The 3,219-nt window shown below is 65.6% G+C and carries 3 protein-coding genes; 2 read left to right on the plus strand and 1 reads right to left on the minus strand.

From position 1 onward, the window contains the following. Nucleotides 1–170: 170 nt before the first annotated feature. The gene (locus RQI43_RS24435; protein WP_311276897.1) at nucleotides 171–1,031 is read right to left on the minus strand and encodes a DMT family transporter; all 861 of its coding nucleotides are present in this window, start codon (nucleotides 1,029–1,031) and stop codon (nucleotides 171–173) included. 121 nt (nucleotides 1,032–1,152) lie between these two features. Between RQI43_RS24435 and RQI43_RS24440 the strand changes: the two genes are divergently transcribed. Further along, nucleotides 1,153–2,064: a LysR family transcriptional regulator gene (locus RQI43_RS24440; protein ID WP_311276898.1), complete on the plus strand. Its 912-nt coding sequence runs from the start codon at nucleotides 1,153–1,155 to the stop codon at nucleotides 2,062–2,064. A gap of 437 nt (nucleotides 2,065–2,501) precedes the next feature. Beyond that, on the plus strand, nucleotides 2,502–3,219 hold a 718-nt coding region (locus tag RQI43_RS24445), incomplete at its 3' end, for an MCP four helix bundle domain-containing protein (protein ID WP_311276899.1).

Raw genomic sequence — 3,219 nt, forward strand, 5'->3', positions numbered from 1 at the left:
CGAGCTCTCTCGCCAATCCGAGCACCTGAACGCCGAGGTCCGCCGCTTCCTCGCCAGCGTAAGAGCGGCCTGAGATCGCTGCATGTCGGCCCGGAAAGCAGTTTCGCCTTCCTGGGCCGACATGCTCGATCCCGGCGGGCGTCGAGACCGGGACCAAGGCCACGAGGACGTCAGGCGTAGCGCTTGGCCCCCGCCACGCAGAGGACGACGAGGCCGGTCACGGCCAACATGCTCGGGGCGACGGGCTCGTGGAGCAGCAACCCCGCGAGAGCCAGGCCGAAGAACGGCTGCAGCAGTTGCAATTGCCCGACGCCGGCGATGCCGCCCAAAGCGAGCCCGCGATACCAGAACACGAACCCCACCAGCATGCTGAAGACCGAGACGTAGGCGAGGCCGATCCAGGCCGGCAGGCCGATGCCGTTCCAGGCCGAGGGCAGGCTCATCAGGGCGATGGCGGCCATGACCGGCAACGACAGGACAAGGGCCCAGGAGATGACCTGCCACCCGCCGAGGCGACGCGACAGGGTGGCGCCCTCCGCGTAGCCGAGGCCGCAGAGTACGATCGCGGCGACCATCAGGAGGTCGCCGGCGAGCGAGCCTCCCCCGCTTTGGAACAGCGCGAAGCCCGCCACCGTGAGACTGCCGATGCCGGAGAACAGCCAGAAGGCTGGGCTCGGACGCTCACCGCCCCGGATCACGCCGAAGATGGCGGTGGCGAGCGGCAGGAGGCCAATGAACACAATGGAATGCGCCGAGGTGATGTGCTGGAGCGCCAGCGCCGTCAGGAGGGGAAAACCGACGACGACGCCGAGGGCGACGATGATGAGCGGAACGAGGTCGCCGATTGCGGGACGGCGCTGACGCAGGGCGAGAAGCATCGTCGCGCCGAGCAGGGCCGCGATCACCGCCCGCGCCGAGGTCAGGAAGAGCGGCGTGAACCCGCCGACCGCCACCCGCGTCGCCGGCAGCGAGGCGCTGAAGATGATGACGCCCACGAGACCGTTGCCCCACCCCGCCGCATTCCGTTGCATCGCGTCGTCTCGTCCCGGTTGGTGTCGCGGGATCGAACAGGACCCGGCTTAGGCGGCTTGACAATCATCCCGCGCCCATGCCGTCAAATGCTTACCTCTTCGATGTCCATGCGAAACAGGCATGATGAACCCGGCTCATCTCGATCTCTTCCGCGCCGTCCTGCGCCATGGCGGGATGACGCGGGCCGCTGCGGCTCTCGGCATCGGGCAACCCCATGTCAGCCGCGCGATGGCGCAGCTCGAGGCCGATCTCGGCTTCGCCCTGTTCGTGCGCGGCCATGGCAGCGCGTTGCCGACGCAGGAGGGTGAGGCTTTCGCCCGAGAGGTCGAGCGGACTTATGCGGGGCTCGACCATCTGTCCCAGGCGGCCCGCCAGATTCGCGACCTCGGCACGGGGCCGTTGCGCGTCGCCTGCCAACCGTCCCTGGCCTCGCGGCTGCTGCCGAGGGCGATCCGACGGCTGAGCGAAGAATCCCCGGGCATCCGGGTCTCGGTCCATGTGCCCGCGCCGGAGACGATCTGGTCCTGGGCCGCCTCCGGGCAATGCGACCTCGGTCTCGTGCGGCCTCGCTCCGGCTATGCGGGGGTGATCTGCGAGCCCTTCCTCGCCATCGACGCGGTCTGTGCCCTGCCCCGAGGACACGCCCTCGCATCCAAGCGGGTGATCGAGGTGGGCGATCTCGCCGAAGAGCCCCTGATCGCGGGCGCGACCGGAGTCTTCCAGCAGGCGATCGAAGCGTCCTTCGCGGCGATGGGCCTCGTTCCACGCTTCGGCCTCATGGCTCAGTACACGGCGGCGCGTTGTGGCCTCGTCGCCGAAGGGCTTGGGATCGCCATCGTCGATCCGCTTCCCGCCCGCGCGCTCGCGAGCCTGCCCATCGTGCTGCGACCGTTCCGGCCACGCCTGCCCATCGAGACGATGCTGATCCGCCCGGCGGGCCGACCGCCGGGCCAGGCGGCGGAACGACTCGTGGGACATCTCCTCCGGGAACGGGACGCGCTCGTGCCGAAGGCAGTCGGCAGAGGCGACTGAACCCGAGCCGCGCCGGATCGGGACGGGGCCACCGGCGCCGACCTCCCACTCAGGACCGGGTCGCCCTCGATCTCACGCGTCTGCTCCGATTGAGCAGGGGAGCGCCACGCCGACGTGAAGACAGTCGGCGCGACGGACCGCGCCGCCGCTTCGCGAGCAAGCCCCCATGACCTCCGTCCGATGCCAAGCTCTGCTCGATGACGCTCGCCCGAACTGCAAGATGGCTCGTGTCACTCTTAAGTCATACCACATCCCGACCTTCAGATCTGGCACGATCCTTCCAATTCCCACGGCACTTCACCTGCCCTTGCTTCGTCAACATGGACATCAACGATCTTACCCGCCGCAATCGGATCTTAAGCTTATATTTATACTATATTGCGTAAGATTGATTTGCAAGATTCTGCGTATGGGCAGATATTATTCTGGAGTTCGTGATGAAGGTCGTTAGGCAAGCCGGCGTGATGCTGAAAATCGCCATCCCGCTCGCTCTGATGGGCCTGATGGCTATCGGGTTGGTGGGCTATTCACGCAGCAACCTGAACAGCATCGCAGAACAAGTCAGATATTACACCGAAACTCTGAGTGTCCGGCAGGAGACCTATCTGCGGGTTCAGATCAAACTCGCGGAAGCAGCTCTCCTGAGCCGCAATATCCTTTTGGTATCCGACAAAGACAAAATGTCCGATTACAAGCTGCGGTATGAAAAGGCGGAGAAGGAGACGTCCGAGTCTGTCGATAAACTGATCCAGCTGGCCGAGACCCCGGAACGCCGCAAGATTGGCCAAGACCTTCGGCAGATAACCGAAGCGTATTTTACCGTTATCCATCGCGCGACAGCGTTCGCCATGCAAGGCGAGACACCTAAAGCACTACAAGTCATCCGGGAGGAAGCTCAGCCAGCACGGAACAAGCTGAACGCATTCATCGAGCAGCGCACCCAACGGATCACGGAGGAAATGCAGGCCGGCAAGCGCGCTCTCGAAGCTCAGGTGGCCGACACCATCCAGCGCCTGATCGCCACCGCGGCCCTCGGCCTCACTGTCGCGGCGATCCTGGCCGGCCTCATCGTCACCTTCGGCATCACCCGTCCGCTGGCGAGCCTGGTCCTCGTCCTGCAGCGGATGGCGAAGGGAGACATCGACGCCGAGATCG

The organism is Methylobacterium sp. WCS2018Hpa-22, assembly GCF_031843785.1.
GTDB lineage: Bacteria > Pseudomonadota > Alphaproteobacteria > Rhizobiales > Beijerinckiaceae > Methylobacterium.

Bases quoted from the DNA above. Each gene is read 5' to 3' on its own strand.
- RQI43_RS24435 (WP_311276897.1), bottom strand. From the start codon at position 1,031: ATGCAACGGAATGCGGCGGGGTGGGGCAACGGTCTCGTGGGCGTCATC.
- RQI43_RS24440 (WP_311276898.1), top strand. From the start codon at position 1,153: ATGATGAACCCGGCTCATCTCGATCTCTTCCGCGCCGTCCTGCGCCAT.